Origin of the sequence: Mesorhizobium sp. M5C.F.Ca.IN.020.29.1.1 (genome assembly GCF_003997375.1) — a bacterium.
Classification (GTDB): domain Bacteria; phylum Pseudomonadota; class Alphaproteobacteria; order Rhizobiales; family Rhizobiaceae; genus Mesorhizobium; species Mesorhizobium wenxiniae.
Map to the genome: position 1 here is coordinate 1 of NZ_RZSW01000318.1, position 7,090 is coordinate 7,090.

Sequence of the window (7,090 nt, forward strand, 5' to 3'; positions counted from 1 at the left end):
ATGCCGACCTGGTCACCGCATTGAAATAGCTCACCCCCCGCGGTGTGGTTCCCGGCGGTGGTAGCTGGCTGATCTGGTCCAACCAACAGCTTTGCAAATGCTCGTTGCCGCGCTTGAAACCGCCGGATATGGTGAGGCGGAACTGGATAAAAGTTGCCATGACAACCGGTTCAGGGATCACCGTTGATTGGCAAGAGAACGCCACAAGCCTGGGCCGGGAACTCAGGTCAACAAAACAGGGAACAATCAAAATGATGATGGAAAAGTTTGCTCTACGCTCCCGCTTCTTGCTCGCGGGCGCAGCCATGTCCGCGCTGCTTCTGGCCGGCGCGCCGGCCTTTGCGGTCACGCCCGCCGACACGCTGGTCGAGGGTTTCGCCATCGATGACATCATCTCCATGGATCCGGGCGAGGCGTTCGAGCTGTCGACCGCAGAGGTCACCGGCAACACCTACGATCTCCTTGTCCGCCTCGACCTCAGCGATACCTCCAAGGTCAAGGGCGATCTCGCCGAAAGCTGGACTGTGTCTGACGACGGCCTGACCTACACCTTCAAGCTCAAGCCCGGCCTGAAATTTGCCTCGGGCAACCCGATCACAGCGGCGGACGTCGCCTATTCGTTCGAGCGCGCCATCAAGCTCGACAAGAGCCCGGCCTTTATCATCGGGCAGTTCGGCATCAACGGCGACAACGTCACTGAGAAGGCCAAGGCTGTCGATGATACGACATTCCAGTTCACCGTCGACAAGGCCTATGCGCCGAGCTTCGTCCTGAACTGTCTGTCGGCAACCGTCGCCTCGGTCGTCGACGCCAAGCTGGTCAAGGAGCATGTCGCGGCGGTGACGCCCAGTGACGATTACAAATACGACAACGATTTCGGCAACGCCTGGCTGAAGACCGGCTATGCCGGCTCCGGCGCGTTCAAGCTGCGCGAATGGCGGGCGAATGAGGTCGTCGTGATGGAGCGCAACGACAATTATCATGGCGAAAAGGCCAAGCTTGCCCGCGTCATCTATCGCAACATGAAGGAAAGCTCGGGTCAGCGACTGGCGCTCGAGGCCGGGGACATCGACGTCGCCCGCAATCTCGAGCCGAACGACCTCGACGCAATCGCCAAGAACGCCGATCTCACGACCACCAGCGCACCGAAGGGCACGGTTTTTTACATCAGCCTCAACCAGAAGAACCCGAACCTCGCCAAGCCTGAGGTTCGCCAGGCCTTCAAATATCTCGTCGACTACGATGCGTTGAGCTCGACCATCCTCAAGGGCATCGGCGAGATCCACCAGACCTTCCTCCCGAAAGGCGTGCTCGGCGAGCTGGACGAGAATCCGTTCAAATTCGACGTCGCCAAAGCCAAGGAACTGCTCGCCAAGGCCGGCTTGGCCGACGGCTTCAGCGTCACCATGGACGTACGCAGCAGGCAGCCGGAGACCGGCATGGCGGAATCGTTCCAGCAGACGCTGGGACAGGCCGGCGTCAAGCTGGAGATCATTCCCGGCGACGGCAAGCAGACCCTGACCAAATACCGCGCCCGCAACCACGACATCTATATCGGCCAGTGGGGTCAGGATTATTTCGATCCGAACTCCAATGCCCAGACCTTCGCCAGCAACCCGGACAATTCGGATGAAGGCAAGACCAAGACGCTGGCCTGGCGCAACGCCTGGGAGATCCCGGAATTGACCAAAGAAACCGAGGCGGCTCTGCTCGAGAAGGATGCGGCCAAGCGCGCCGCAATGTACCAGGATCTGCAGAAGAAGGTCCTCGAAACCAGTCCTTTCATCATCATCCACCAGCAGTTGGAAGTGGCCGGCCTGCGCAAGAACCTCAAGGGCTTTGCGCTCGGCCCGAGCTTCGACACCAACTTCGTCGGGCAGATCTCCAAGGAGTGATGTCGGCGGACTTGCCGCATGAGCACTGTTGAAAGCGAAGCGACGGCAGGGCGCGGCAGCGCCCGTGCTGTCGCTGTCGCGTCGGCGATTGCCCGCTTCCTGGTCATCGCGATAACCACCTATCTCGGTCTTCTCGCGGTGACCTTCTTCATCGGGCGGGTCATCCCGATCGACCCGGTGCTGGCGGTGCTCGGCGACCGGGCGCCGGCCAATGTCGTCGAGCGCACCCGCCGCGAGATGGGTCTCGACCTGCCGCTGGTCGAGCAGTTCTACATCTATGTGAAGAATGCCCTGAACGGTAATTTCGGCACGTCGGTGCTGACCACCAATCCCGTCATGACCGACATCCGCCGCGCCTTTCCTGCGACGATCGAACTGGCGACGCTGGGGACGCTGATCGGTGCATTCCTCGGTGTGCCGCTCGGCGTGCTGGCCGCGGTCCGGCGCGGCAGCATCATCGACCAGATCGTCCGCATCATCGGACTGGTCGGCTACTCCGTGCCGATCTTCTGGCTGGGACTGCTGGCGCTTGTGCTGTTCTATGCCAAGCTGCAATGGGTGGCTTTTCCCGGCCGTCTCGATATCGTCTACGAGTATACCTTCACCCCGATCACCGGCTTTTATCTCTTGGATGCGCTGTGGCAGCGGCAGTGGGATGTATTTCGTGATGCCTTCCGCCACATCATTCTGCCGGCCTCGCTGCTTGGCTATTTCTCGCTTGCCTATATCAGCCGCATGACGCGATCGTTCATGCTGAACGAGCTTGCCCAGGAATATATTGTGGCGGCGCGCGCCAAGGGCCTGTCGGAAGCACGCATAATCTGGGGCCACGGGCTGCGCAACGCGGCGGTGCCGATGGTCACCGTGATTGCGCTTTCCTATGCCGGCCTGCTCGAAGGCTCGGTGCTGACCGAGACGGTGTTCTCGTGGCCGGGCATCGGTCTCTACATCACCAATTCCCTGCAGAATGCCGACATGAACGCGGTGCTCGGCGGCACCATCGTCATCGGCTCGGTCTTCATCGGCATCAACCTTCTGTCCGACCTGCTCTACCGGGTGCTCGATCCAAGGACCAAGGTACGATGAGCGCTGAAGCAATCCAGAGCCGCCGCGACTGGCTGCTCAGCGAGCGGCCGGCGTCGCGCATGCAGGCAAGGCTCGGCCGCGCCTATGTCGCGTGGCGGCGCTTTTCCGCCAATCGGCTGGCGTTTCTCGGCCTGCTCATCATCATCGCTTTGCTGGTGGTCGCGGCCCTTGCCGATGTGCTGGCGCCCTATTCGCCGACATTCGGCGACCTCAAGGGTTCGCGCCTGCTGGCGCCGAGTGCCGCGCACTGGTTCGGCACCGACGACCTCGGCCGCGACATCCTTTCGCGCATCATCTTCGGTTCGCGATGGACGCTCTACGTCGTCATACTCGTCGCCATCATCGCCGCCCCTATCGGCCTGTTGGTCGGCGCGGTCGCCGGCTATGCCGGCGGCTGGATCGATGCGATCCTGATGCGCATCACCGACATCTTTCTTGCGTTTCCGAAGCTGATCCTGGCGCTGGCCTTTGTCGCCGCACTTGGCCCCGGGATCGAGAATGCGGTGCTCGCCATCGCCATCACCTCATGGCCGCCCTATGCGCGTATTGCCCGTGCCGAAACGCTCACCGTGCGCAATTCGGACTACATTAAGGCGGTGCAATTGATGGGTGCTTCGCCATTCCGCATAGTGCTTCGCCACATCATGCCGCTCTGCATCTCCTCGCTGATCGTCAGGGTGACGCTCGACATGGCCGGCATCATCCTGACCGCCGCCGGTCTCGGCTTCCTCGGCCTCGGCGCGCAGCCGCCGCTGCCGGAATGGGGAGCGATGATCGCGTCGGGCCGCCGCTTCGTGCTCGACCAGTGGTGGGTGGCCGGTGCACCGGGCTTTGCCATCCTCATCGTCAGCCTCGGCTTCAACCTGCTCGGTGACGGCTTGCGCGACGCGCTCGACCCCCGGAGTGGTGACCAATGAGCGGCGATCAATGAGCGGCGGCCAATGAGCGGCGACCCAATGAGCACCCTGCTGGAGGTCGACGATCTGCGCGTCACCTTTCCGACGCGTACCAGCCGCATCGAGGCGGTGCGCGGCGTCTCCTTCTCGCTTGGCCGCGAACGGCTCGGCATCGTCGGCGAGAGCGGTTCCGGCAAGTCGCAGACCGGCCGCGCCATCATGGGCCTGACCCCGCCGCAGGCCGAGGTCACTGCCAATAAACTCGCCTTCGACGGCATCGATCTGCTCGCGGCCCCGCCCCGCGACCGCCGTGCGTTGCGGGGAAAACGCATCGCCATGATCCTGCAGGATCCGAAATATTCGCTCGACCCGGTGATGAGCATCGGCCGTCAGATCGTCGAGACGCTGCGCACGCATGAGAAGGTCGGCAAGGCCGAAGCCCGCGACCGCGCGCTCGCCATGCTGGAGGCGGTGCAGATCCGCGATCCCGCCCGTGTCTTCGACCTGCATCCGCACGAGGTGTCGGGCGGCATGGGCCAGCGCGCCATGATCGCCATGATGCTGATCGCCGGGCCGGAAATGATGATCGCCGACGAGCCGACCTCGGCGCTCGATGTCACTGTGCAACTCGACGTGCTCGGCATTCTCGACAGGCTGGTCAGCGAGCGCGGCATGGGGCTGATCTTCATCTCGCACGACCTGCGCCTGGTCTCGTCCTTCTGCGACCGGGTGATCGTCATGTATGCCGGCAAGGTCGTCGAGCAGCTGGCGGCGTCGGAACTCGGCCGTGCCCAGCATCCCTATACGCGCGGCCTGCTCAACTGCATGCCCAAGATCGGCGCCGACCGTCACCCGCTGCCGGTGCTCGACCGCAAGCCGGAGTGGGCGGCATGACATCAGCGCTTTCCGTCGACAGGCTGGAGGTGGTCTTCGACCGGTTTCGCGCGCTGAAGGGCGTCAGCCTCGAAGTGCAATCAGGCGAATCCTTCGGCCTGGTCGGCGAATCCGGCTCCGGCAAATCGACGCTGCTGAGGGCAATCGCCGGTCTCGCGCCGATCGCTTCGGGCAGCATCACGGTCAACGGAAAAAAACTCGGCGCGCGCCGCCACAAGGCTTTCTATCGCGAGGTGCAGATGGTCTTTCAGGACCCTTACGGCTCGCTGCATCCGCGCCAGACCGTCGACCGCCTGCTGCAGGAGCCGCTCGCCATCCACGGCTTTGCCGATGGCGAAAAGCGCATCCAGCGGGCGCTGGACGAGGTCGGTTTGGGAACCGGCTTCCGCTTCCGCTATTCGCATCAATTGTCGGGCGGCCAGCGCCAGCGCGTGGCGATTGCGCGCGCCCTGATCCTCGAACCGTCGATCCTGCTGCTCGACGAGCCGACCTCGGCGCTCGACGCGTCGGTGCAGGCCGAAGTGCTTAATCTGCTGGAGGAGATCCGGCGGCGGCGCAAGCTGACCTTCCTGATGGTCAGCCACGACCTCGCCATCATCACCCATATGTGCGAGCGGCTGATGGTGATGCAGAACGGCGAAGCGGTGGAAAATCTGGCGGCGAGCGACCTTGTCAAGCGGCACGTGACCAAGGATTACACGCGCAACCTCTTGCGGGCCAGCGACGGGTTTGTCAGGACGGCGTGAATCAAATTTCAGCGACGCTAACGGCAGCAGGCCCAACGACCCGGCGGCGGTGCCAACTTGAGGAAAACATGAAATAAGATCAGAACAATTCCCGGCAATCATCCAAACGAGAACGGGCGCCGGCCCGGCGAGGGACATCATGAAGAATTCAGCCATTTCCGAACGCAAGAACCAGTCGATCTCGCGCGGCGTCGGCATGACCACGCAAATCTATGCCGACCGCGCCGAGAACTCGGAAATCTGGGATGTCGAAGGCCGCCGCTACATCGACTTCTCGTCCGGCATCGCCGTCGTCAACACCGGCCATCGTCACCCGAAGGTGATCGAGGCGGTCAAGACGCAGCTCGACCGCTTCACCCACACCTGCCACCAGGTGGTGCCCTATGAGAGCTATGTCAGGCTGGCCGAACGGCTGAACGGCATGCTGCCGGGCAAGTTCGAAAAGAAGACCATCTTCGTCACCACCGGCGCCGAGGCGGTGGAGAATGCCGTCAAGATCGCCCGCAACGCCACCGGCCGGCCGGCGGTCATCGCCTTTGCCGGCGGCTTCCATGGCCGCACCTTCATGGGCATGGCGCTGACCGGCAAGGTCGTGCCCTATAAGGTCGGCTTCGGCGCCATGCCGGCCGATGTCTTCCACGCGCCGTTCCCGGTAGCGCTGCACGGCATCTCCGTCGCCGATTCGCTGGCCGCGCTCGACCGCCTGTTCAAGGCCGATGTCGATCCTGCCCGCGTCGCCGCGATCATCGTCGAGCCGGTGCAGGGTGAGGGCGGCTTCTACGAGGCGCCGCGCGAGTTCATGTCGGCACTGCGCAAGATCTGCGACCAGCACGGCATGCTGTTGATCGCCGACGAGGTGCAGACCGGCTTTGCTCGCACCGGAAAGATGTTCGCCATGGATCACCACGAAGTGGCGCCCGACATCACCACCATGGCCAAGAGCCTCGCCGGCGGCTTCCCGCTGTCGGCGGTCACCGGGCGTGCCGAGATCATGGATGCGCCGAACCCGGGCGGGCTCGGCGGCACCTATGGCGGCAGCCCGATAGGCGTCGCCGCGGCGCATGCGGTGCTCGATGTGATCGAGGAGGAAAACCTCTGCGACCGCGCCAACACGCTGGGCAACAGGCTGAAGCAGCGGCTGCAATCGATCCGCGACGACACGCCGGAGATCGTCGATATCAGAGGCCCCGGCTTCATGAACGCGGTTGAGTTCAATGAAGTCAAAAAGGGCTTGCCGTCGGCCGAGATCGCCAATGCCGTCCGGCTGAAGGCGCTCGATAAGGGCCTGATCCTGCTCACCTGCGGCGTATACGGCAACGTCATCCGTTTCCTCGCGCCGATCACCATCCAGGACGGCGTCTTGAACGAAGCGCTCGACATCCTGGAAAGCTCGATCCGTGAGGTCCGGGCCGCCTGACCCTCGCCTTCTTGGGATGTGTTGAGACTCAGGTCAGGCCGAGCCGAGAATGGTGGGTCCCGAGAACCCGAACGGAGCGGACATTTTGGTCCGTGAGTACCGGAAGCGCAGGAAACCACCCGTTCGCAGGCCGGCATCACCTGAATACCAACATAT

7 protein-coding genes are annotated in these 7,090 nt (G+C 63.2%); 6 read left to right on the forward strand and 1 reads right to left on the reverse strand.

The genetic code is table 11. The features are described 5' to 3' along the window. The coding region (locus EOA85_RS37650; RefSeq protein ID WP_164759809.1) for a hypothetical protein at nucleotides 1–307 on the reverse strand (307 nt) is incomplete at its 3' end. On the opposite strand from EOA85_RS37650, the gene EOA85_RS22555 reads away from it, so the two are divergent. The 6 genes from EOA85_RS22555 (at nucleotide 252) to EOA85_RS22580 (ending at nucleotide 6,934) form a co-directional block, all read left to right on the forward strand. Beyond that, the gene (locus EOA85_RS22555) at nucleotides 252–1,895 is read left to right on the forward strand and encodes an ABC transporter substrate-binding protein (protein WP_127211224.1); all 1,644 of its coding nucleotides are present in this window, start codon (nucleotides 252–254) and stop codon (nucleotides 1,893–1,895) included. The genes EOA85_RS37650 and EOA85_RS22555 overlap by 56 nt on opposite strands. Nucleotides 1,896–1,913: 18 nt before the next feature. Continuing rightward, nucleotides 1,914–2,981 carry an ABC transporter permease gene (locus tag EOA85_RS22560; protein ID WP_127211225.1) on the forward strand — a complete coding sequence of 356 codons (1,068 nt, stop codon included), beginning with the start codon at nucleotides 1,914–1,916 and terminating at the stop codon, nucleotides 2,979–2,981. Further along, nucleotides 2,978–3,898, forward strand: coding sequence for a nickel transporter permease (nikC, locus tag EOA85_RS22565; protein ID WP_127211226.1), 921 nt, complete (start codon nucleotides 2,978–2,980; stop codon nucleotides 3,896–3,898). Before EOA85_RS22560 ends, nikC begins: the two co-directional genes overlap by 4 nt. A gap of 39 nt (nucleotides 3,899–3,937) precedes the next feature. Further along, nucleotides 3,938–4,771, forward strand: a complete 834-nt coding sequence (locus tag EOA85_RS22570; RefSeq protein WP_164759810.1) for an ABC transporter ATP-binding protein — start codon at nucleotides 3,938–3,940, stop codon at nucleotides 4,769–4,771. Next, complete coding sequence (locus EOA85_RS22575; protein WP_127211228.1) at nucleotides 4,768–5,517, forward strand: ABC transporter ATP-binding protein; 750 nt, start codon at nucleotides 4,768–4,770, stop codon at nucleotides 5,515–5,517. The genes EOA85_RS22570 and EOA85_RS22575 overlap by 4 nt, the downstream gene beginning before the upstream one ends. A 139-nt stretch (nucleotides 5,518–5,656) precedes the next feature. Continuing rightward, nucleotides 5,657–6,934, forward strand: a complete 1,278-nt coding sequence (locus EOA85_RS22580; protein WP_127211229.1) for a 4-aminobutyrate--2-oxoglutarate transaminase — start codon at nucleotides 5,657–5,659, stop codon at nucleotides 6,932–6,934. The last annotated feature ends 156 nt before the right edge of the window (nucleotides 6,935–7,090 follow it).